Raw genomic sequence first — 22,826 nt, forward strand, 5'->3', positions numbered from 1 at the left:
TTTTCGCTCATTAGAGCAGGGGCTGCTCATCTGAGCCCCAGATTTGGTTTTCTATTGAGGAGTCCTACGTGGCCCAATATATTTATACGATGAACCGAGTGTCGAAAATGGTTCCGCCTAAGCGCGAAATCTTGAAAGACATCTCCTTATCATTTTTCCCAGGTGCAAAAATTGGTGTGCTTGGTTTAAACGGTGCAGGTAAATCGACTTTGCTCCGTATTATGGCGGGCGTAGATAAAGATTTCTCTGGTGAAGCTCGTGCACAGCCAGGCATCAAAATTGGTTATCTTGAGCAAGAACCACCACTAGACCCGAGCAAAGATGTACGCGGCAACGTGGAAGATGGTGTGCGTGAAGCTTTAGATGCTTTAGAGCGTTTAGACCAAGTTTTTGCAGAATATGCAGATCCAGATGCAGATTTCGACAAACTTGCAAAAGAGCAAGAGAAGTTAGAAGCGATTATCCAAACTTGGGATGCACACAACCTGAACAATCAGCTTGAACAAGCAGCGGCAGCATTAAATTTGCCAGCTTGGGATGCTGATGTTAACAAATTATCGGGTGGTGAGCGTCGTCGTGTGGCTTTATGCCGTTTGTTATTGTCTAAACCAGACATGCTGCTTCTAGACGAGCCGACGAACCACTTGGATGCAGAATCTGTATCTTGGTTAGAGCGTTTCTTAAAAGACTTCCCGGGTACGATTGTGGCAATTACCCACGACCGTTACTTCTTGGATAACGTTGCAGAATGGATTTTAGAACTTGACCGTGGACATGGTATTCCATATCAAGGTAACTACTCTTCATGGTTAGAGCAGAAAAATAACCGTTTAGAGCAAGAACAGAAGCAAGAAGAATCTTTTGCTAAAGCCTTGAAAAAAGAATTGGAATGGGTACGTTCTAATGCGAAAGGCCAGCAAAAGAAAAACAAAGCGCGTATGGAGCGTTTTGAAGAGCTTAACTCGCGTGAATTCCAACAGCGTAACGAAACTTCTGAAATTTATATTCCACCTGGCCCACGTTTAGGGAACAAAGTGGTGGAAGTGGAAAACATCAGCAAGTCATTTGGTGATCGCTTACTTTACGAAAACCTTTCCTTTACTGTGCCGCCTGCAGCGATTGTGGGGATTGTCGGTCCAAACGGTGCGGGTAAAACGACTTTATTCCGTATGATGACTGGCGAGCAGCAACCTGATACGGGCAGCGTGACTTTAGGTGACTCGGTAAAAGTGGCTTATGTCGGTCAGATTCGTGACACTCTAGATGATGACAAAACTGTTTGGGAAGAAGTTTCTGGCGGTTTAGACATTTTGAAAGTGGGCGATTATGAAATTGCATCGCGTGCTTATATTGGTCGCTTTAACTTTAAAGGTCAGGATCAGCAAAAACGCGTTGGTGAATTGTCGGGTGGTGAGCGTAACCGTTTACAACTGGCAAAAATTCTACAGCAGGGCGCAAACGTGATCTTGCTGGATGAGCCATCAAACGACTTGGATATTGAAACTTTACGTGCACTGGAAGATGCAATTTTAGTCTTCCCAGGTACAGTGATGGTGGTATCGCACGACCGTTGGTTCCTAGACCGTATTGCAACGCACATCTTGTCATTCGAAGATGAGCAGCCAGAATTCTTTACAGGTAACTATACTGAGTTTGAAGAATATCGCCGTAAGAAATATGGTGATGATCTGGCAACCAAACGTAGCAAATACCGTAAAATTGGCGCTTAAGTCTAAAACTTGAGTTCTCATTAAAAAAACCAGCCGAGAAGGCTGGTTTTTTTATATTTGCTCGATGATGTGGTCTTGTGATCAACCTAGCAACATTTTTCTTAATCTAGATGTAGACCAGTGAGGTTTAAACTTCCCACTCATGTGCACATTCACGGCACTTCCATTTTTTTTGTGACTGCATAAAGGCTTGCATAGAAATTTTGAAATCAGGCAAATCACGATAAAACAAGAAACCTGCAATTACACACAGCACAAATACCGCCACAGTAATGCTTTGTAAGGTTGTGCCTGCACCATCACCAAAAATCCACATGGCGATACTGATCAAGACAAGAAGTAATAAGACAAATACCGCTGGAATAAGCATCACCAAGCTTTTTGGCACCACAGGACGCGGTGTTGTTTGACCTGCCTGCGCAACAGGCATGATTTTTGGGCTTTGACATTTAGGGCATCGGTATTGCATTACAACTCCAAAATTCTAATCTGATCGTTATTCTAACCAAATGTACGGCAAATCAAAAACAGTCTGTCAGAAAACAGGGCAATAAAAAAGCCCAAGTCATTGCTTGAGCTTTATTATAAGATGAAGATAAGTGAATTTATATTCATCTTGAATATGGCGTCCCTACGGGGATTCGAACCCCGGTTACCGCCGTGAAAGGGCGATGTCCTAGGCCTCTAGACGATAGGGACTTGATGAGGCAACACAGGTAAAGCCTTATTTAAACTTGGTGGAGTCAAGCGGGATCGAACCGCTGACCTCTACAATGCCATTGTAGCGCTCTACCAACTGAGCTATGACCCCAGTCTGTGTGAGCGCAATATTAGGGCTATTGCGCGCACACGTCAACAAAAAAATGAATTAAGCTGGATCAATTGCATCATTTTTCGGCAATTTGATGCTTTCATTCAGTTTTTCCCAGACTTTAACTTCTTTTTTGCTTGGTCCGCCAACCACTTCTAAGGCATGACGCAAACGCGCAAAGGTCAGGTCAGGACCAATGGTGACCATGGTTTGCATCACAGGGGTAGATGCGGTTGAACCTGCAATTGCAATAAAGAACGCAGGCATGAAATCACGCAATTTGATTTCCATTTGGTTGGCTAAATCCATTAGGGTTTGGCTCACCGTGTCGTTGTTCCAAGTAAATAGACTTTCTAAACGCCAAATTGCAAATTGTAGGCTTTGACGCACTTGTTCTTCAGACAGTTTTTTACTTTCAAACTGTTCCTTGCTCAAGCTTGGGAAATGGTTGAAGTAATGTGCAGACCAATTGACCGCTTCTGAGAGTAAATTAATACGCGGTTGAATCGCGGCAGCAATCTCTTCCAATTTGGCGCGATCTGCTTTCCAAGCCAATAAGGTATCTAACAGCTCAGCAGGTGAAAGCGCTTTAATCCATTGACCATTCAGCCAATTGAGTTTTTCCACATCAAAGATAGGGCCGCCTAGTGAAACACGTTGAATATCAAAGTGTTCAATCATTTCGGCTAAGGTGAATTTTTCACTTTCATCTGGCATTGACCAACCCATGCGACCTAAATAGTTCAGCAAAGCTTCAGGTAATACGCCAATGTCTTTGTAGTAGTTGATTGAAGTTGGGTTTTTACGTTTAGATAATTTTGATTTGTCTGGGTTACGCAACAATGGCATGTGGCATAACACAGGCATATCCCAACCAAAATATTGATAAAGCAATTGGTGTTTCGGTGCCGATGGAATCCATTCTTCACCACGAATCACGTGAGTGATTTGCATTAAATGGTCATCGACCACGTTGGCCAAATGGTAAGTTGGCAAGCCATCTGTTTTCAGCAAAATTTGCATATCGACTTGCGCCCATGGAATTTCCACTTCACCGCGCAGCATGTCATTAAATTTACATACGCCTTCGGTTGGCACTTTCATACGAATAACATGCGCTTCGCCTGCCGCTAAACGACGCTGCACTTCATCTGCAGACAAGTTTAAACCACGACCATCGTAGCGCGGGCTTTCACCACGTGCTTGTTGTTCTGCACGCATTTGATCTAGTTCTTCGCTAGTAGCGAAGCAATAGAAAGCATGCCCTTGTTCAACCAATTGCAAGGCGTATTGCTTATAAATATCCATACGTTCAGATTGGCGATACGGTGCATGTGGGCCGCCGATATCTGGACCTTCTGCCCAATTTAAGCCTAACCAACGCAATGAATCCAAAATCATTTTTTCAGATTCAGGGGTTGAGCGCAGTTGGTCAGTATCTTCAATACGAAGAATAAATTCACCACCGTGTTGTTTGGCAAAACATAAGTTAAACAAGGCGATATACGCTGTTCCCACGTGCGGGAAACCAGTAGGAGAAGGCGCGATACGAGTACGAACAGTCATAAGCAAAAATTAATTCAAAATGTAAATTGCAACCATTATAACGAAAAAGCCCAAGTACTTAATGTTAAATTCAACATTCTGTACTTGGGCGTTTCAACTGCATTTGAAAAGGGGATCAAAGGCAGTGAATTTAATGCGGAGTTATGAGTTATCTTGCGGGAATAAGGCTTGTACGAAACGGCTAAAACGCTGATTTTGCAAGGCAAAGAAATTTTGAGTTGGGGCAAGATTAATTGAAGTCAGCACTTTTAAATCATTATTCGATTCAAACTTTTGCTTGTCTGCCTGTTTTTGCTGGGTAATGGCTTTTTCAATTAAAGAGCCTTTTGCCTCAGTTAAATTGGTTTTGCTTTCAGCAGATTTGATCACTGCACTGTGACCGACTGTACTTAAGCTGAGTAATACTGCGAACATGAGTTTAGATTTCATTTTGATTCCCCCTTTCCTTTATGAGTGAACTCACAATTTATAAATTGTTTTAATCACTTTAATATTTAATCACAAAAATCATAACAAAAGTAGATTTGCGTCACACTCTTAATAAGATCTTTATCATCATTTACTCACTATATACCGATTTTTCAGATGATCTTTGATTTAGAACATGTTGTAACAAACAACTGTGGAGATATCGTGAAGATTGTTACAAAAGTCACAATAAAATAGTTTTGAAGCGGGTTTGATTGCTGTGATGTCGCTTATTTTACCGTTGAGTCTAAAAACGGATCAAAGTTTTATTCACTTTTTATATATCTAATCCATAAAAAGGTATAAATTTGGAATAAACGCCGCATCTTGAATTAAATTGATTAAAAACAATTAATTAAAGCTAAATTGTTTGAATTTAATCATTTTTTGCATGTTTTTTACAAATTGCGCAGCGCCTGAGCATTGCATATATTGAGCGACAGATTAAAGGTGATGTGTGCTGTAATGAAAACTCAATTGAAAGCTTTATTGGCTGCTGCGCTATTGGCAACAGGTTTTGCTGCAACGACTGCTCAGGCTGCAGATCGTCAGTTTTTAAATGTATCGTATGATGCGACCCGCGAATTTTATGATGAATTTAACAAGTCGTTTGGTCAGTACTGGAAAAAACGTACAGGTTTAGACGTCAACTTTAAACAATCACATGGTGGTTCAGGCAAGCAAGCGCGTTCTGTGGTCGATGGTTTAAAGGGCGATGTCGTAACTTTGGCATTGGCGAATGACATTGAAGAAATTGTAAAGTCAGGTCAAATCCAAGCAGGTTGGCAAAAAGAATTTCCTCATAACTCTGCGCCTTATACCTCGACCATCGTCTTTATGGTGCGTAAAGGCAATCCGAAAAACATTAAAGACTGGAATGACTTAACCAAACCAGGCGTACAAATTATTACCCCTAACCCGAAAACAGGTGGTTTGCCACGTTGGGTGTATTTATCGGCTTGGGGTTATGCAGAAAAGCAGCCGGGCGGCTCTAAGGCCAAAGCGCAAGAATTTGTGGGCAAGATGTACCACAATGTAAAAGTGATGGATTCGGCAGCACGTGCGTCGATGACTACATTTGCTGAACGTGGCATTGGTGATGTGTTGTTGACTTGGGAAAATGAAGCCCTTGTAACTTTAAAAACCTTAGGCAAAGACAAGTTTGATATTGTTTATCCATCTATTTCTATTTTGACTGAACCTTCGGTGGCAATCGTAGACCGCACAGTAGAAAAAAATGGCAATAAATGGTTAGCGACAGGCTATATCAACTATTTATATTCACCTTTAGGTCAGGAAATGGCGGCTAAGCATTTCTACCGTCCACGTAATGAAAAAGTCCTTGCAAAATATGCAGCACAATTCCCGAAATTAAAAACCTTCACGATTGATGAAGTGTTCGGTGGCTGGGAAAATGCACAAAAAACACATTTTGTGAATGGTGCGATTTTCGACCAAATTTATAATACTAAGCGTTAAACAGATATCCATTTTCGGCTAATCTTTTATTGGATTGGCACACAAAAAAATCTCTACGGAGATTTTTTTGTGCTTTAAAAAAGTCAAAAACGGTTTTCCCTATGGAAAGTAATATTTATCTACAAAAAGACGTTTGGAGCTTTGCCAAAACAAGGTAATAATGTGCAGTTACATTTTAGCTGTATTGATTGAACCTTATGTCGCATATTTCTGTATTACTTCATGAAACTGTTGATGCCGTGTTGGCAGATCGCAATACAGGAATTTATGTCGATGCCACCTTTGGACGAGGTGGACACACGCGTTTGTTGTTATCCAAATTGGATGCGCAGGCACGAGTCTATGCCTTTGATAAAGATCCACAAGCTTTGGCCGTGGCAGCAGAATTGGCGCAGCAAGATTCGCGCTTTCAGATTATTCATGCCAGTTTTGCCGATATGCAGCAAGCGTTGAATGATTTGGGCGTCACTCAGGTCGATGGTGTGATGGCCGATTTAGGCGTGTCGTCACCACAGCTAGATCAGGCAGAACGCGGTTTTAGCTTTATGAAAGATGGCCCGCTTGATATGCGTATGGACAACTCACAAGGCCCGACTGCGGCAGAATGGCTGGTGGATATTGAAGAAGAAGCCTTAGCCAATGTGATTTTTCAATATGGTGAAGAGCGTTATAGCCGCCGTATTGCCAAAGCCATTAAACAGGCGGGTTATATTGAAACTACCGCACAATTGGCTGAAATTGTAAAAGTTGCCCATCCGAAGTGGGAAAAAAACAAACACGCTGCAACACGTACTTTTCAGGCAATTCGTATTGCGATTAATAAAGAATTAGAAGATATTGAAAACTTCTTGCCGCAAGCCGTTGAGGTGTTAAAACCCGAAGGTCGTTTGGCGGTAATTAGCTTCCATTCTTTGGAAGATCGTTTAATTAAACAGTTTATTCAAAAAGAATCGAGCCTGCCTGAAGATTCGGGTTGGGGCTTGCCACAACAGCAACAAGATACGCGTCGATTGAAAAAAATATCACGTGTGCGTGCTAGTGATGAAGAAGTCAAAGCCAATCCACGCTCACGCAGCGCATGGCTACGTGTTGCAGAACGATTAGCTTGAAAAGGCCAATAATGAAAACTGAAAGCGTTGAAAAAAATCAATCTCAAGTGCGACTGAAAAAAATGGTCGCCTATTTTATTTTATTGGCGCTGGTGTTTATCAGCGCGATTATGGTGGTGTTTCAGGTGTTTGAGTATCGGCATGATTATCGTGAGCTGAGTTCTTATATGCGCGAGCGGGATGACTTAAATGCCGAATGGGGGCGTTTGTTAATTGAACAGCAGACCTTTGGTGCAACTGCACAAATTGGCACTCGTGCGGTGACGCAATTGCGCATGTATTCACCGCCTGCACAGCAAACGGTGGTGATTTCTTTGCCTACAACTTCAGCACAACAATAAGGCGAGTTGCACATGGTCGATACGCGCAAAAAGCAAACCCGAAAGAAACAGCAATCGGTAACTGGAAAAAATGCCATTCATGTAGAAATGTGGCGTTTTTACTTAATGTGGGCTGTGGTACTGCTGGTGTTCGTGGCACTGGTGGGACGTGCTTTTTATGTGCAAATTGTGAACCATGACTTTTTACAAAACAAAGCCAATGCCAATATTTTAAGAACAGAAAAGCTCAAAGCTATGCGCGGGGTGATTTATGATCGCCACGGTGTGCCTTTGGCAATTAGTACCCCTGTAATGAAAGTGGTGATTGATCCACGTGATTATTTTGACAATAAAAAACTGTTTGAAGAAATTACAGCCGAGTTGGAAAAAAATCCGACCAGTCGTAAATTGCAGCGTCAATTGCCAGATAAAAACTTGAATTTAGATGAACTTGCCGATGCAGTTGGAATGGATCGCCAAGAACTGAAAAATAAAATGAACGAGCGTCCGCGTTCACGTTATTTGGTTTTACAAAAAGAAGTGCCGCCGCAACAGGCAGAGCTGATTCTAAAACGTAATTTCCAAGGGGTATATACCGAGAAAAACTATAAGCGTTATTACCCGCAGCCACAGCCGAATGCACAAATTATTGGTTTGACCAATAGTGAAGGCACAGGCATTGAAGGCTTGGAAATGCAGCTAAATACCCGCTTGGCAGGCGTGGATGGTGAACAGCAAATCGTGCGCGATAAAAAGGGTAACCGTGTCAAAGACCCAGAAGTGGTGAGAGAGGTTGAACCGGGCGAAAATATTACCCTGAGTATCGACTCACGTTTGCAATACATTATGTATCGTGAATTGACTGCAGCAGGGGTGGCAAATAATGCCCGTTCAGCCACAGCAATTGCGGTAGATGTGAAAACGGGTGAAATTTTGGCGATGACCAGTTGGCCGTCGTATAACCCGAATGACAAAAAAAGTTTGTCCAATAAAGATGCCATGCGTAACCGTGGTGCGGTGGATTCTTTTGAACCGGGTTCGACCATGAAGCCTATGACGGTGGCAATGGCACTGGAAAGTGGCAAATATTCACCGAATACCGTGGTCAATTTAAGTGGTGGTTCAATGCGGGTGGGTAATCACACCATTCGTGATACCCACAATTATGGCTCACTGACTTTGGCGGGAATTATCCAAAAATCGTCAAACGTGGGTGTGGCGAAAATTGCTTTATCTTTACCGTATGCGACCTTGCCGACTTTTTATAAGCGTTTAGGGTTTGGTGCGCGTTCTGCAGTGAAATTTCCGGGTGAAAGTGCAGGTTTAATTTTGCCGCCAAGCAAGTGGAATGTGTCGGAAGTGGCGACCATGTCTTATGGTTATGGTTTGAACGCCACTGTGCTGCAATTGGCAGATGCCTATGCCATGCTTGCCAATAAAGGCGTAAAAATGCCGCTGAGTTTATACAAATTAGAAGAACAGCCTAAAGGCGAACAAATTGTTGATGCTAAAATTGCCGATCAAGTTCTACTGATGATGGAAGCCGTAACGTTACCCGGTGGTACGGCACGTCAAGCCAATATTCCAGGCTATCGGGTTGCAGGTAAAACGGGAACAGCGCATAAACTTCGTGCAGACCGCAAAGGCTATTCACAGACTGAATATCGTGCCTTGTTTGCTGGGGTTGCACCAGTCAGTGATCCGCGTTTAGCCATGGTTGTCGTGGTGGAAAATCCAACAGGACAGTATTATGGTGGTTTGGTGGCAGCGCCTGTATTTGCTCGTGTGATGCAAGAATCTTTACGTTTAATGAACGTACCTTTAGATAAACCTTTAGAAACTCCCAACATCCAATAACAGGTGACGCATGTCTATCAGCTTTCAAAATATTTATCGCAGTTCCCGCGTTGCAGATTGGATGATACAAGACTTTCAGGGCTTTCAACTTGACAGCCGCCATGTGACAGCAGGGCAAATTTTTATTGCCCTGACCAGTTTGTCGCAGCCTGAAAAAACCGCACAATTTGCACAAGCAGCTTTAGATCAAGGTGCTTTGGCGGTGATTTCGGAAACTGAACTGGCAGTTGCCAATAATTTGGTGGTGCCAGATGTGCGTCAGCGCATGGGACAGTGGCAAAAACAATATTTACAAGCACGACAGCCTGTACCTTTAGCGCGTATGCTTGCAGTCACGGGCACCAATGGTAAAACCACGATTTCCCGCTTAATTGCTGAGTTGTTAATGTTACAAGCCCAACGCTGTGCGGTAATGGGCACCACAGGCAACGGAATTTTGCCTAATTTGGAAGCTTCAACACATACCACTTTAGATGCCTTGCAACTGCAAAATGCTTTATACAGCTATGCACAACAGGGGGCAAAATTTGCCGCAATTGAAGCCAGTTCACATGGTTTGGAGCAAGGGCGCTTAAATGGCTGCGATATTGAAATTGCGGTATATAGCAACCTGAGCCGTGATCATTTGGATTATCACGGTACTTTAGAGGCGTATGCTGCAGCCAAAGCCATGCTGTTTCAGTTTGCCAGTTTAAAAGTTGCAATTGTCAATTTAGATGATGAATATGCTGGGATCATGTTGCAAGCGGCGCAACAGAACCCTGCGCAACCGAAAATTTTGACTTATTCCACGCAGCAAGCGGCAGACTATCAAGTACAGCAGATTGAATACAGTCTGAATGGTGTACGTTTCCATCTACAAACTGCTACGGCAGAATATGTGGTGCAAAGTCCGTTGCTCGGACATTTTAATGTTGAAAACTTGGTCGCGAGTTTAATCGCAGCAGAGCAAGCAGGTTTTGCATTACAGGATTTAATACACACGACTGCACAACTTAAAGGCGCACCGGGGCGTATGCAAGTGTTGCGTGATGCAGAGCGTTTATTTGTGGTGGATTATGCACACACGCCAGATGCCCTAATTCAAGTGTTGCAAACCTTAAAACGCCATGTTAGCGCACAGCTTTGGGCGGTGTTTGGCTGCGGTGGAGATCGGGATCGTGGTAAACGCCCACTGATGACCCAAGCGGCATTGGACTATGCCAATGTTGTGCTTTTGACTTCTGATAACCCGCGTACAGAAGATCCTTTGCAAATTTTTGCCGATATGCAGACGGGTGTCGATTTGTCGGTGGCACAGAGCCATGAAATTCATGATCGTCGTGAAGCGATTAAATATGCAGTCAAACATGCACAGTCAGGCGATATTGTCTTGATTGCAGGCAAAGGTCATGAAAACTATCAAGAAATAGATGGGGTAAGACACTGGTTTGACGATGTGGTTGAAGTGCAATCTGCGATTGATGCACAGCATTGTTCAGCTACTGCTTATCCTGCCCAATAAGGAATTTGTATGCACACTTCCACCACCAGTACCGCAATTTTAGAACCTTGGACTGCCGAACAACTCAAACAGGCAACACAGGGTTATTGGTTCAATGGGCAATCACCGCAAGACGAGATTAAACGTATTTTAACCGATTCACGCCATGCTGAAGCAGGCGATGCCTTTTTGGCTTTAAAAGGTGAGCGTTTTGATGCGCATGACTTTGTAGCACAAGTAGCGACTCAGGGCTGTTCTATGGCAATAGTCAGCCAGCCTGTAGACGCAGATATTTGCCAATTGGTCGTGCCTGATACCCGTTTAGCTTTAGGACACTTGGGCGCATTTCGTCGTCAGCAACATCCTCAATTAAAAGTGATTGCGTTAACAGGCAGTAGCGGTAAAACCACCACTAAAGAAATGCTCGGTAGTATTTTGTCACGTTTGGCACCGACTTTAATTACCCGTGGCAACCTGAATAATGACTTGGGTGTGCCGATGATGTTATTGGAGTTGAATGCTAGCCATCAATATGCAGTGATGGAATTAGGCGCCAGTCATCAAGGTGAAATCGATTACACCTCAAACTTGGTGCAGCCGCAGGTGGCAGGCATTATCAATATTGGTACTGCGCATTTGGGTGAGTTTGGTGGACGAGAGGGCATTTGTCGGGCTAAGTCTGAAATTTATGCACACATTGCCCTACAAGGCACGGCCATTGTCCCTGCTGGCGATGATTTTGCCGAACAGATTCAGCAAGCGGTTCAGTCGGAACAGCGTCTAAGTTTTGGTGAAGGCGGTGATGTGTTTGCGACAGACATTCAGTTGCAGCCACAATCGGCAAGTTTTTGTTTAAATACCACGCATGGTGTGCGTCAGATTCATTTGCCATTTGCAGGTGAACACAATGTACAAAATGCTATGGCTGCTGCCGCTTTTGCACTGGCAATTGGTGTAAGTTTAGATGATATTGTCGCAGGCTTGGAGCAGGCACAAGGGGCAAAAGGTCGTTTGAACTTTATTCAGCAAGGCACGCATTTATTTATTGATGACACCTATAATGCCAATCCAACCTCTATGCGTGCTGCAGGCGAAGTCCTTGCACAGCAAACAGGCGTGCGGGTTATGGTCATTGGTGATATTGGCGAGTTGGGCAATAGTGCAGCACAACAGCACTATATGTTGGGGCGTGACTTGGTGTCTATTCGTGGCATCAACTTTGTGGTGGCGGTCGGTGAATTTGCACCCGCGACCCAAGAAGGTGCACGTAGTACCCAATATGGAAAAAAATTACAGGCTTTTGTCACTCAAGAACAAGCCTTACCGTTTTTAATTGATCTGGTAAAAACACATCAACCTCAGTCCATGAGTTTCCTATTTAAAGGTTCTCGTTATACCCATATGGAAACGTTGATGGCTGCATTGATGGAGAAAATTTAAATGCTGTTATGGTTATTTGAACAGCTGGCGGGCTATAACAGCTCGTTTCAGGTGGTTCGTTATTTAACATTACGTTCATTACTGAGTGTATTGACTGCGCTTGGCATTGGCTTGGTGCTTGGCCCTGTGATGATTCGTAAATTACAAGCATTAAAATACGGTCAGGCAGTCAGCTCTTATGCACCTGAAGGGCATGCCAAAAAAATGGGTACGCCAACCATGGGCGGGGTATTAATCCTGCTTTCCATTGGTATTTCGACCCTTTTATGGGCAGATTTATCTAACCCTTACGTCTGGATTGTACTGGCAGTTATGGTCATTTTTGGCGCTGTAGGCTGGGCAGATGACTGGATTAAAATTCGCTACAAAGACAATGCGGGTTTGCCAGCGCGTAAAAAATTCTTCTGGACTTCGGTAGCATCATTGGGTGCGGGTATTGCATTGTATGTGATTGCAACCCAACAGCCAAATCCTGCACAAACTGCAGATATGCTGGATGTGTTGATTCCATTTTTTAAAGATTTCAGCATTCCATTGTCGTTGATTCCACTCGGTATGGGCTTCATTATCTTTACCTATTTGGTGATTAATGGTGCCTCAAATGCGGTGAACCTAACTGATGGTTTAGATGGCTTGGCAATTATGCCAATCGTGTTGGTTGCGGCAGGTTTGGGCGTCTTTGCCTACTTGGCGGGGGATGTTCGTTTTGCTGATTATTTGCATATCCCTTATGTGAAATATGCGTCTGAGTTGGTGGTAATCTGTGCCGCGATGATTGGAGCAGGCTTAGCCTTCCTGTGGTATAACGCGCATCCTGCACAAGTCTTTATGGGCGATGTCGGCGCATTGTCTTTGGGGGCAATGCTGGGTACGATTGCCGTGATGGTACGTCAGGAAATCGTGTTTGCGATTATGGGCGGAGTGTTTGTGGTTGAAGCGATTTCGGTATTCCTGCAAATTGGCTCACTACGTATGCGCAATAAACGGGTATTCTTAATGGCGCCGTTGCATCACCACTATGAAAAGAAAGGCTGGCGTGAAACTCAAGTGGTGATTCGTTTCTGGATTATCACAATTATGCTGGTGGTTTTAGGTTTAATGACTTTAAAATTACGTTAAGCCTATCCAACCGAAAATTTTAAAAGTCGGCACTCGCCGACTTTTTTATGTGGTTCACTCTGGAGAAAATGATGAATTTGCTGATGTGTCCTGTATGTCGTCAGGTATTGCAACTGCATGATCGAACATGGCGTTGTGCCAGCAATCACAGTTATGATGTTGCGAAACAGGGCTACGTCAATTTACATGTGGTGCAACATAAGCACAGTAAAAATCCAGGGGATACACCTGCTTCGGTGCAGGCACGTCGTGCATTTTTAAGTGCAGGGCATTATGCGCCCTTGCAACAGGCAGTGGTGCAAAAAATTCGCACCTTACGCATCGAAAATTTGTTGGATATTGGCTGTGGTGAAGGCTATTACACCGCTGCCATGCAAGGCGAAGTGTTGCAGTGTGTCGGGGTGGATATTGCCAAGAATGCCGTACAAGTGGCGGCGAAACTGAATCCCGCAGTGACTTGGGTGGTGGGGACAGGGGCAACTTTGCCTGTTTTAGAACATTGTATTGATTTATGTACCAGCTTGTTTAGCCCAATTCCACAACAGGAAATTTTGCGGGTTTTAAAACCACAAGGCTATTTGTTGGTAGTAACGCCTGCGCCTGAGCATTTATTGGCGATGCGTCAAGCTTTGTTTGAAGAAGTGAAGCCGCATGAACCTGAAAAATTTATCGCTCAATTGCAAGATGACTTTGATTTAGTCGATGCTAGCGTGGTGGAAACGCCGTTACAGCTCAATCAAAACGATTTAAATCATTTAATTGCTATGACACCTTATGCTTACAAAGCCAAAGCAGAGCGTCGTCAGACCTTGGAACAACAAACCCAATTTGATGTGACAGCACAGCATCAAATTTATCTGTTTCAGAAAAAGTAAGTTTGAGTGCTTCTGTCAAACTCATACTTTTGAAAAACTGACTGTCAGTAAAGTTTAAGTTGTACCCATAAAAAAGCCCTTATTTTTGTAAATGAGGGCTTTTTTCTGACTGCTTATCTGCGGTTATAAGACTTCATCAATTAAGTTTTCTAATGCATCGGGAGCAGGTTTGGGGGCCGCATTAGGTTTGGCAGAGCTGTTGTTTGGCGCTTGCATGGCAGGCGGTGCAGCATTGTCAGGAATTAACACTTCCTCGCCTGGTAAGTCGTCAAAATCACGCTCAGGCGCGCGTACTGGTGCTGCAGGTGCAGGTCGATACAATGGTCGTGCCAATGGCGGTGAAGCACGATAATCCTGCTGTTGTTCTGCGCTCATTTGATTGAGTTCACGCTGTGGCGCTTTGGCTTTGCTGTCTAAACTGACCCATGCTTCAGGTGTGCCTTTGAGTGCATTACCCATAAAGTCTGTCCAAATTGGCAGCGCTGCGATACCACCGTATTCACGACGTCCTAAAGTGGTCGGTTGGTCAAAGCCGACCCAAGCTACGGTCACCAGTTTACCGTTGAAACCTGCAAACCAAGCATCTTTGGCATCGTTGGTGGTTCCTGTTTTACCGCCAATATCGCCACGACCAATTCTAAGCGCAGCACGTCCAGTACCATGTTGAATCACGTCACGTAAAATATTGGACATATCATACGCCGAGCTAGATTTTAAAATACGTTGTGCCTGTTTGTACTGACTACGCTCTGCCAATAATTTTGGATCTTGTTCGGCCTGTGCCAGTTTTTTATTGGTCACTTCAATCACTTCAATCACTTCATCATCTGGCGTAGTGGCTTCGGCACTTTCAAGTGTTTGTTCTTTGGCGTTAATACAAGCAATACACGCATATTCAGGATTAGCTTGATAAATCACCTTGCCATAAGCATCTTCAATACGGTTAATGAAGTGCGGTTGAATACGGTAACCACCGTTGGCAAAAGTGGCATAGCCCGTTGCCATTTGAATAGGCAAAACTTGTGGTGTACCCAATGCAATGGTGTAGTTACGCGGAATCTGATCTTCCTGCAAACCAAAATCCATGAATAGTTGGCGGGTACGCTCAATACCGACTTCTTGTAATAAGCGTACCGAAACCGTGTTACGAGATAAATAGAGAGCACGACGTAACGGAATCATGCCTAAATGGCGACCATCGGAGTTACGTGGTGACCATTTACCAATGGTGATTGGACTGTCATTGACCATGGTGTGTGGCGTCATACCACGCTCTAAAGCCAGAGCATACACAAAAGGTTTGATGGTGGAACCCGGTTGACGCCAACCTTGTAAAGTACGGTTGAACTTAGATTGATAGAAGTTATAGCCACCAACCAACGCTTCAATGGCGCCATTATTCGGGTTAATTGCGACCAATTGACCTTGCACTTTCGGTACTTGTACCAATGACCAAGCGGTTTTATTTTCATTTGGACTTAAACGGACAATATCTTTGACTTTTACAATCTGTGCCGCACGACTTGGCGCATTGCCTACACTGTTGGCATTGCGATAGGGGCGCGCCCAAGACATACCTGACCATGGTACAGTAACTGTTGTGCCATCTTGCATTAACGCTTCAAAAGAATTATTCAGCACTTTGCTGACTTGCGCAGGGTAGGTGTTGGCATAAGCACGAAACTCATTCAGCGGTTTGTCGTGTGCCTCTGCACCACGCCAGCCGTGGCGACGGTCATAGGCTTCTAAGCCTTCTTGTACCGCCTGTTCTGCATACATCTGACGTTTGCTGTCTACCGTGGTGTAAACTTTATAGCCCGAATCAACCGCTTGTTCGCCAAATTTACTGACCAGTTCAGCACGCACCATTTCACCAATATACGGATGTTTATTGCTGATGCTGCGGTCTGGCATATCTAAATTAATCGGTTCAGCAATGGCTTTTTGGTATTCATTTTGGTTGATATAGCCCAGTTGCAGCATACGTCCCAAAATCCAGTTACGACGCTCCAAAGCACGCTCAGGATTCACCACTGGATTGTAGCGTGAAGGTGCTTTAGGTAAGCCTGCAATCATCGCCATTTGTGCAATTGTCAGCTCTTCTAAGCTTTTGTTGTAATAAATTTTGGCAGCTGCCGCGATGCCATAGGCATTTTTACCCAAAAAGATTTTATTGACGTATAAAGTCAAAATTTCTTCTTTGCTCAGGTTCTGTTCAATTTTACGCGCTAAAAAGATTTCGGTGAGTTTACGCTTTAAAGTACGATCAGGGCTGAGATAATAGTTTTTTGCCACTTGCATGGTAATGGTTGAGCCGCCAGTTTGCACATTGGAGCCTGTTACCGCCTCGCTCAACGCGCGCCCTAAGCCTTTGAAGCTAATCCCACTGTGTTCAAAAAAGGCAGAATCTTCTGCAGCTAAGAATGCAAAAATGAATTTTTCAGGAATATGTTCATAATCGACAGGCACAGAAAGCTTGCCGCCATACTCGGCAATTAGCTCATTATCGGCACTATAAACCTGCAATGGTTTTAATAATGGCGCTTTTTTTAAGGTGGTCATTTCTGGCAAAGATGGGGCAATATAGAGATACATGCCATAGAAACCCATCGGTATTGCGACCAAAATTATAATTATGATCAAAAAAAATGGATGAACACGACCCGAACAAGATAGCTTTTTCATAACAAGTGCGTTTTAATAAGCGCTAATAGCAAACTAATTGCTGGTCAGTATAGCGAGTAGATTTACGGATTGTTAGATGAATTATTGTATCCGTAAAAAATTATAGACCAGCGCGGATTAGTAGGTTAAATTTTTTTGGGGATAAAAAAATAATAGGAATGGTACTATTGTGCGTAGGTTATATCGTAAGCCAAGTAAGGGGTTAATAGGTGTAGATATTAGTTCTACTTCTGTTAAGTTATTAGAACTCTCTGTTAAGAATGGTAGATACTGGGTCGAGAGCTATGCGCTGGTCCCACTTCCAGAAGGCAGTGTGGTTGAAAAAAACATTCTCAATCCAGAAGCAGTCGGGGATGCGCTTGAACGTGCATTGAACTTAGCAAACACGCAATCTACATCTGCAGCATTAGCAATTCCAACCTCAATGGTGATTACCAAAATCATTGAAATGGATGCAGATATGACTAGCGATGAGCGTGAAGTTCAAATTCGTATGGACGCCGAGCAATATATTCCATTCCCATTAGATGAAGTCAGCCTAGACTTTGAAGTCCAACCAGACCGTTTAGCCAATCCAAACCGAGTCAATGTGTTACTGGTTGCAACACGTTTAGAAAACGTAGAAGCACGAGTAGAAGCATTGGAGTTGGGCGGCTTGACAGCCAAAATTGCCGATGTCGAAAGTTTTGCCATCGAAAATGCCTTTAAAGTGTTCTCCGATACCCTGCCAATGGGTGTGAACACCATTGGTATTTTGGATATTGGTCATACCATGACCACCTTGTCGGTACTGCAAAATAACAAAATTATTTATACCCGCGAGCAAACCTTTGGCGGTAAGCAGCTGACACAAGAAATTCAAAACCGTTATGGTTTGTCGTATGAAGAAGCAGGACGTGCGAAAAAAAGCCGTACTTTGCCAGATGACTACGATGTAGAGGTGCTCGAACCGTTCTTAGAAGCGGTGGTGCAACAAGCGGCACGTTCATTGCAGTTCTTTTTCTCATCTTCACAATTTAACGAAATTGATCACATTTTATTGGCAGGGGGGAATGCCAATATTCCAGGTCTTGCGAAGTTGTTGCAGCAAAAACTGGGCTACCGTGTGACCATTGCCAATCCATTCTTACAAATGGGCTTCTCTCCACAAATCGACATTAAAAGAATTGAAAGTGATGCGCCGTCATTGATGGTGGCATGTGGTTTAGCAATGAGGAGTTTTGATTAATGGCAAAGATTAACTTACTCCCTTGGCGCGATGAGCTAAGAGAAAAACGTAAAAAAGAATTTATTGTATTTTGTATTGCAGCGGCTGCTGTTGGGGTGTTATTGGTGGCTTTGGCGTGGTTCTTCTACAACGCGAAGTTACAAGATCAAGAACAAGCCAATCAATTGGTGATCAGTACCAACCAAAACCTAGATGTACAATTAAAATCTTTAGAAGGCTTGCAAGAACAGCGTAATGCTATTGTTGAGCGCATGAAGCTTATTCAGGGCTTACAAAGTCAGCGTCCAATTGCCGTGCGTTTGGTGGATGAATTGGTGCGTGTGACACCAAGCAATATGTACTTAACCAAAGTGAGCCGTACAGGCAATAAATTCACTTTTGAAGGCAAGGCTGAAAGTCCAAATACTGTGGCTGAATTCTTGCGTAATTTGGAAGCATCGCCGTGGTATCGCAATGCATTTATGAATTCATTCTTAGCCAAAGAAGAAAATAAAGATAAAGCACCAAGCTCTGTGGTTCCTCGTGTAGAGGAAAGTTACGGTACTTTTGTAGTAACTTCAGATTTAGAAGAAATTGCAATTCCAGTAACACCAACAGAATCTAATTCAACATCAGCAGCGGGGGCAGCACAATGAGTCTCGATGAATTTGATGAAGTAAATCAGGATGCTGCTGTTGCTCCGAAAAAGAAAATGACAGTTGAAAAGTTTTTTCAACAGTTCAATACCCTAGATCCTAACAATTATGGTGCTTGGCCACTTTCGGTCAAAATTACCTGCTGGATTTTTATTATTTTCCTGATTCTAGCTTTAGGTTACTTTGTCGTAATCAAGCCAAAGTTAGATGCCATTGCAGCAGCACATACACAAGAACAAAACTTGTTAAATGAGTTCCGTGAAAAAGATTCTAAATTGCGTAATTTGCAGCAATACCAAGCGCAATTACAAGAAATGGAAGCGAACTTTAACCAACAACTTGAACAATTGCCAAAAGAAACTGAAATTCCAGGTTTAGTTGAAGATATTAACGTCACAGGCGTGAATTCAGGTTTGAAGTTTAAAAACATTCGTTTAGAGAACGAAATTAAACAAGAGTTCTTTATTGAACAGCCAATTTCAATTGAAGCGACAGGCGATTATCATGCCTTTGGTTCATTCGTAAGCGGTACAGCAGCATTGCCACGTATTGTGACCATGCACGACTTTGAAATTGTGGCGACTGAAAATACAGACAAGAAAACTGATATTCCGCAAGTAACCTATAAAGCGCAAGCAAAAACTTATCGTTATGTAGGCACTGCAGATACTCAAACTGCGGGTAATGTTGGAGGGGCTGAATAATGAAGATTAAAAAGCTTTCGTTGGCTCTGATGGCGACTTTGTTGATGGTAGGTTGTGATTCTCGGATTGATGCTGTGAATACACAAATGGCTGAAATTCGAAATCAGCCGCCACTGCCAATTGAACCCGCACCTGTGTTTGAACCTGCACCAACTTTTAACTATGCAGCACACCAGCTCAAAAGCCCATTTTTGCCTAGTTCATTGGCGGCAGAGCTTAAAATAATGGCAGGGAAACGCGTTTATCCGAACCTTGCTCGCCAGTTACAACCCTTGGAAAATTACGCACTTGAGTCACTGACCATGAAAGGCAGTATGCGTCAAAATGGTCAAATTTTGGCATTGATTCAAACACCAGACGGTGAAATTGAGCGTATCCAGCGTGGTAGCTATATGGGGGTAAATCATGGTCGTGTAGTAAATATTACACCTACACAAATTGATTTAATCGAAATTATTCCAGATGGTCGTGAAGGTTATGTAGAACGTCCAAGAAGTTTAGTTTTAATTGGGCCTGCGCCATAAATTAAAGGAATAAAAATGAATAACAGTGTGAAAGATTTTATTTTTGGGGATGGTAATACAATGAACAATTTGTTCCGTCAGTTTTCAATGGGTGCAGTCGCAATGGCCGTGATGCAAGTTGCCAATGCCCAAGTCAGCATTACCAACATCGTACCCATGCAAATTCCGGGGCAGGGCACCGAAATTCGTGTCATGTTTAATGGTTTGCCACCTCAACCTGCCGCATATCAGCTCGAACAACCTTCCCGCTTGATTCTAGATTTTGATAAAGCACAACAAACCCTGAAACAAAACAGTGTTTCTGTTGCGACCAAAGAAGCCAGCTCTGTAGAGGTCAGTTCAGATGCACAGCGTTCACGTTTAACTGTGAACTTAGCAGACGCGGGGGCATTCACCACGCGGGTTGAAGGCAACACCTTTATTTTAAAAATCAACTCAAAAACGGCAACCCCTGTGGCTGCCGTAACTGCTCAACGTAGCGCACAAGGCGTTTCCAATATTGGTTTCCAGCGCGGCGGTGAAGGTGAAGGTCAGGTGGTGATTGATCTACTCGGTAGCAATACGCCTGTAGATGTGCAGCAGCAAGGTAGCAAAATTGTGGTACGTACTTTAGGTAATAAAGTACCTGCACATTTAGCACGTCGTTTAAATGTAAATGACTTTGCAACACCTGTTTCGACCATTGATGCACACAATGATGGCAGCAATGGCGTGATTACTATTCAGTCTGCAGGCAGCTATGAATATATGGCGTATCAAGCAGAAGACAAACTAACGATCAGCCTAAAACGCCCTGTCGATAAAAACCCGTTTAAACCGCGTGCAGCGCAAAGCTATACAGGCAAAAAGATTTCACTGGATTTCCAAGACATTGAAGTGCGTCGTGTATTGCAGTTATTGGCTGATTTCACAGGCATTAACATGGTGGCAGCAGACACTGTGCAAGGCAACATTACCTTACGTTTAAAAGATGTACCTTGGGATCAGGCGTTAGACATTATCCTGAAAACCAAAAACTTAGATAAGCGTCGTAATGGCAACGTGATTTGGATTGCACCTGTTTCTGAATTGATTAAAGCCGAAGAAGAAGAAGCCAAAGCGATTGCGCAAAGTGTGAAACTGGCGCCACTACAAACTGAATATATTCAATTGAACTATGCCAAAGCGGCAGATATTGAAAAACTAATTACGCAAGGCAAGAATGCATCACGTGGTGGTTCAAATACCAATACAGGTACTGATCCATTAGGCGATAGCGTTGGTAGCTTGTTGAGTCCACGCGGTACAGTGTCGGTAGATCCACGTACCAATACCTTAATCATCAACGATACATCGGCAAAAATTGATCAGATTCGTCAAATGATTGATTTGCTAGATGTATCTGTGAAGCAAGTGATGATTGAAGCACGTATTGTTCGTGCAACCACAGATTTCACCAAAGAAATGGGGGTGAAGTGGGGCATCTTGTCACAAGGGATTACCAATAATAACCACTTGTTGGTGGGTGGTAGCGATACGACTTTGTGGAACTTGCGTGAACCAGAAAAAGATGATGATACGGGTGGTTGGAAGTATGAAATTGAACGTCCGCAAAACCTGAATGTCGATTTAGGAGTGACCAGTGCAGGTGCTAGCCGCATTGCCTTTGGTTTAATCAGTTTGTCTGACTTTATGCTCGATTTGGAGTTGTCTGCATTACAAGCAGATGGTTACGGTGAAGTGATTTCGACACCAAAAGTTCTGACTGCAGATAAGCAAAATGCCAAAGTGGCATCGGGTACGCAAATTCCGTATCAATCTTCTGAAGGTGGTGGTGTCAATGCAGTATCTACCACAGAATTCATTGATGCGACTTTAAGTTTGGATGTGACCCCAAGTATCACGCCAGATGGCAAGGTGCAAATGCAATTGAATATCACCAGTGACTCACCAGGTTTACCAACACCAACAGGTCAGCTCACCATTAACAAAAACGCCGTGAATACCAATGTTCTGGTAGATAATGGTGAAACTGTGGTCTTGGGTGGTATTTTTGAACAACAAACGGCTAACTCACAAACCAAGGTTCCATTCTTGGGCGATATTCCTTATATCGGACGTTTATTCCGTAAAGATATCAAGTCGGACAACAAACGTGAGTTGCTGATTTTTGTTACACCACGAATTGTTAATGACAGTGTTTCAAGAAATCATTAATATATTTTCAATTTAAACAAAATTTATAGGTGACTCCTTGCTAAGCAAAGAGTTTGATACCCTACCAAATATCTATTTGGTAGGGCCGATGGGGGCAGGCAAGACCACTGTAGGACGCCATTTGGCGGAATTGTTAGGGCGTGAATTTCTAGACAGTGATCATGAAATTGAACGCAAAACTGGCGCTACGATCCCTTGGATCTTTGAAAAAGAAGGTGAACAAGGGTTTCGTAGTCGTGAAACAGCGGTTATTGATGAGTTAACCACACGGCATAAACTTGTACTTGCTACAGGTGGCGGCGCGGTGACTCAAGCCCCGAATCGAGACTTCTTAAAACAACGTGGTATTGTTGTTTATCTATATACCCCTGTCGAAATTCAACTTCAGCGAACCTATCGCGACAAAAACCGTCCTTTACTTCAAGTCGAAAACCCCGAACAACGACTACGTGATTTGCTTGCAATACGTGATCCGTTGTATCGTGAGGTAGCACATTATATTATTGAAACCAATCAGGGTGCTGCGCGAGATTTGGCGCAAAAAATCTTAAATACGATTGTTTCAGAGCAAATATCTTAGGTAGAAAGCGACTCTTT

Annotated in this window: 19 protein-coding genes and 2 tRNA genes; 15 read left to right on the forward strand and 6 right to left on the reverse strand. The window is 43.3% G+C overall.

The genetic code is table 11. From position 1 onward, the window contains the following. The first annotated feature begins 68 nt into the window (after nucleotides 1-68). Nucleotides 69-1,730: an energy-dependent translational throttle protein EttA gene (gene ettA / locus HX743_RS12325; RefSeq protein ID WP_004974427.1), complete on the forward strand. Its 1,662-nt coding sequence runs from the start codon at nucleotides 69-71 to the stop codon at nucleotides 1,728-1,730. A 127-nt stretch (nucleotides 1,731-1,857) separates the two neighbouring features. Here the strand turns inward: ettA and HX743_RS12330 are convergent, their stop codons facing one another. From HX743_RS12330 to HX743_RS12350, 5 genes are all read right to left on the reverse strand, one after another. Further along, on the reverse strand, nucleotides 1,858-2,199 hold the full coding sequence (locus HX743_RS12330) for a hypothetical protein (protein ID WP_004974430.1): 342 nt from the start codon (nucleotides 2,197-2,199) through the stop codon (nucleotides 1,858-1,860). Nucleotides 2,200-2,353: 154 nt separating this feature from the next. Next, nucleotides 2,354-2,429: transfer RNA gene (locus HX743_RS12335), tRNA-Glu, on the reverse strand. Between the two features lie 36 nt (nucleotides 2,430-2,465). After that, a tRNA-Ala gene (locus HX743_RS12340) sits at nucleotides 2,466-2,541 on the reverse strand. A gap of 57 nt (nucleotides 2,542-2,598) precedes the next feature. Beyond that, nucleotides 2,599-4,107, reverse strand: coding sequence for a glutamate--tRNA ligase (gene gltX / locus HX743_RS12345; RefSeq protein WP_096901292.1), 1,509 nt, complete (start codon nucleotides 4,105-4,107; stop codon nucleotides 2,599-2,601). 141 nt (nucleotides 4,108-4,248) lie between these two features. Then, nucleotides 4,249-4,536, reverse strand: a complete 288-nt coding sequence (locus tag HX743_RS12350; RefSeq protein ID WP_178319356.1) for a hypothetical protein — start codon at nucleotides 4,534-4,536, stop codon at nucleotides 4,249-4,251. Between the two features lie 504 nt (nucleotides 4,537-5,040). Between HX743_RS12350 and HX743_RS12355 the strand changes: the two genes are divergently transcribed. The 8 genes from HX743_RS12355 (at nucleotide 5,041) to HX743_RS12390 (ending at nucleotide 14,257) form a co-directional block, all read left to right on the forward strand. Further along, complete coding sequence (locus HX743_RS12355) at nucleotides 5,041-6,054, forward strand: sulfate ABC transporter substrate-binding protein (RefSeq protein WP_096901291.1); 1,014 nt, start codon at nucleotides 5,041-5,043, stop codon at nucleotides 6,052-6,054. Nucleotides 6,055-6,251: 197 nt separating this feature from the next. Next, complete coding sequence (rsmH, locus tag HX743_RS12360; RefSeq protein ID WP_004974437.1) at nucleotides 6,252-7,163, forward strand: 16S rRNA (cytosine(1402)-N(4))-methyltransferase RsmH; 912 nt, start codon at nucleotides 6,252-6,254, stop codon at nucleotides 7,161-7,163. A gap of 11 nt (nucleotides 7,164-7,174) precedes the next feature. After that, complete coding sequence (gene ftsL, locus HX743_RS12365; protein WP_372238848.1) at nucleotides 7,175-7,504, forward strand: cell division protein FtsL; 330 nt, start codon at nucleotides 7,175-7,177, stop codon at nucleotides 7,502-7,504. Nucleotides 7,505-7,516: 12 nt separating this feature from the next. Further along, nucleotides 7,517-9,340 (forward strand): penicillin-binding protein PBP3, encoded by a 1,824-nt coding sequence (ftsI, locus tag HX743_RS12370; protein ID WP_131260649.1) that lies wholly within the window; start codon nucleotides 7,517-7,519, stop codon nucleotides 9,338-9,340. Nucleotides 9,341-9,350: 10 nt separating this feature from the next. Continuing rightward, on the forward strand, nucleotides 9,351-10,844 hold the full coding sequence (locus HX743_RS12375; protein WP_178319357.1) for a UDP-N-acetylmuramoyl-L-alanyl-D-glutamate--2,6-diaminopimelate ligase: 1,494 nt from the start codon (nucleotides 9,351-9,353) through the stop codon (nucleotides 10,842-10,844). A gap of 9 nt (nucleotides 10,845-10,853) precedes the next feature. Next, nucleotides 10,854-12,263 (forward strand): UDP-N-acetylmuramoyl-tripeptide--D-alanyl-D-alanine ligase, encoded by a 1,410-nt coding sequence (murF, locus tag HX743_RS12380; RefSeq protein ID WP_178319358.1) that lies wholly within the window; start codon nucleotides 10,854-10,856, stop codon nucleotides 12,261-12,263. After that, nucleotides 12,264-13,382, forward strand: coding sequence for a phospho-N-acetylmuramoyl-pentapeptide-transferase (gene mraY, locus HX743_RS12385; protein ID WP_178319359.1), 1,119 nt, complete (start codon nucleotides 12,264-12,266; stop codon nucleotides 13,380-13,382). A gap of 71 nt (nucleotides 13,383-13,453) precedes the next feature. Further along, the gene (locus HX743_RS12390) at nucleotides 13,454-14,257 is read left to right on the forward strand and encodes a putative RNA methyltransferase (protein ID WP_178319360.1); all 804 of its coding nucleotides are present in this window, start codon (nucleotides 13,454-13,456) and stop codon (nucleotides 14,255-14,257) included. A 123-nt stretch (nucleotides 14,258-14,380) separates the two neighbouring features. Here the strand turns inward: HX743_RS12390 and ponA are convergent, their stop codons facing one another. Beyond that, the gene (gene ponA / locus HX743_RS12395) at nucleotides 14,381-16,942 is read right to left on the reverse strand and encodes a penicillin-binding protein PBP1a (RefSeq protein ID WP_178319361.1); all 2,562 of its coding nucleotides are present in this window, start codon (nucleotides 16,940-16,942) and stop codon (nucleotides 14,381-14,383) included. Nucleotides 16,943-17,111: 169 nt separating this feature from the next. On the opposite strand from ponA, the gene HX743_RS12400 reads away from it, so the two are divergent. From HX743_RS12400 to aroK, 6 genes are read left to right on the forward strand one after another with little or no spacing between them, the layout of a single operon-like run. Beyond that, on the forward strand, nucleotides 17,112-18,170 hold the full coding sequence (locus tag HX743_RS12400) for a pilus assembly protein PilM (RefSeq protein WP_004974460.1): 1,059 nt from the start codon (nucleotides 17,112-17,114) through the stop codon (nucleotides 18,168-18,170). Continuing rightward, a complete protein-coding gene (locus HX743_RS12405) occupies nucleotides 18,170-18,805 on the forward strand; it encodes a PilN domain-containing protein (protein ID WP_004974461.1) in 636 nt (211 codons plus the stop codon). The genes HX743_RS12400 and HX743_RS12405 overlap by 1 nt, the downstream gene beginning before the upstream one ends. Beyond that, nucleotides 18,802-19,509: a type 4a pilus biogenesis protein PilO gene (locus HX743_RS12410; RefSeq protein WP_178319362.1), complete on the forward strand. Its 708-nt coding sequence runs from the start codon at nucleotides 18,802-18,804 to the stop codon at nucleotides 19,507-19,509. The genes HX743_RS12405 and HX743_RS12410 overlap by 4 nt, the downstream gene beginning before the upstream one ends. Next, nucleotides 19,509-20,033: a pilus assembly protein PilP gene (locus tag HX743_RS12415; protein WP_019836142.1), complete on the forward strand. Its 525-nt coding sequence runs from the start codon at nucleotides 19,509-19,511 to the stop codon at nucleotides 20,031-20,033. The genes HX743_RS12410 and HX743_RS12415 overlap by 1 nt, the downstream gene beginning before the upstream one ends. A 60-nt stretch (nucleotides 20,034-20,093) precedes the next feature. Beyond that, nucleotides 20,094-22,229 (forward strand): type IV pilus secretin PilQ, encoded by a 2,136-nt coding sequence (locus tag HX743_RS12420; protein ID WP_178319374.1) that lies wholly within the window; start codon nucleotides 20,094-20,096, stop codon nucleotides 22,227-22,229. Nucleotides 22,230-22,266: 37 nt separating this feature from the next. After that, nucleotides 22,267-22,809: a shikimate kinase AroK gene (gene aroK / locus HX743_RS12425; protein WP_178319363.1), complete on the forward strand. Its 543-nt coding sequence runs from the start codon at nucleotides 22,267-22,269 to the stop codon at nucleotides 22,807-22,809. Nucleotides 22,810-22,826: the final 17 nt, after the last annotated feature.

Origin of the sequence: Acinetobacter sp. Swhac1, from assembly GCF_013390985.1 — a bacterium.
Taxonomy (GTDB): Bacteria; Pseudomonadota; Gammaproteobacteria; order Pseudomonadales; family Moraxellaceae; genus Acinetobacter; species Acinetobacter towneri.